The sequence below is a fragment of the Tropicibacter alexandrii genome (genome assembly GCF_003667315.2).
Classification (GTDB): Bacteria; Pseudomonadota; Alphaproteobacteria; order Rhodobacterales; family Rhodobacteraceae; genus Tropicibacter; species Tropicibacter alexandrii.
On record NZ_RCTZ02000068.1, the window covers coordinates 1 to 395 of the forward strand.

1 protein-coding gene is annotated in these 395 nt (G+C 68.1%); it reads right to left on the reverse strand.

What is annotated here, in order from left to right; genetic code table 11:
• Positions 1-395: AraC family transcriptional regulator N-terminal domain-containing protein (locus tag D8Z78_RS24385; RefSeq protein WP_164933092.1), on the reverse strand; the 395-nt coding region annotated here is incomplete at both ends.

The window sequence follows — 395 nt, forward strand, 5'->3', positions numbered from 1 at the left end:
GAGATAGCGGTTCAGCGCGTCTTGCATCGCCGGATCGGTCGGGCATAGCGTGATCGAGAACGGGTCGTGGCTGCGCATGCCGCGCGCGGTCGGCACGTTGGCTGCAAGGCCGCGCAGCAGGTCGAGGTCGAGCGGGAAGACCAGCGCGACATAAGGCGCCTCGGTGATGCGTGAGACGACCGGCAGCGCGTGGCTGACGATCAGCGATTGGCCCGCGGCAATGGTCAGGCTGTGCGCCCCCGCGCTGACCTGTTTCGCGCCTTGCAGGACAAGGCACAAAAGCGGGCGATAGACGGTGGCCTGCTGCGGGCTGGGCGCATCAAATCGGAGGAAATGCATCCCGCTGGCCGCATGGGCCAGCGCGCCCTGCGGCAGCCCGGCGCAATCCATCAGCG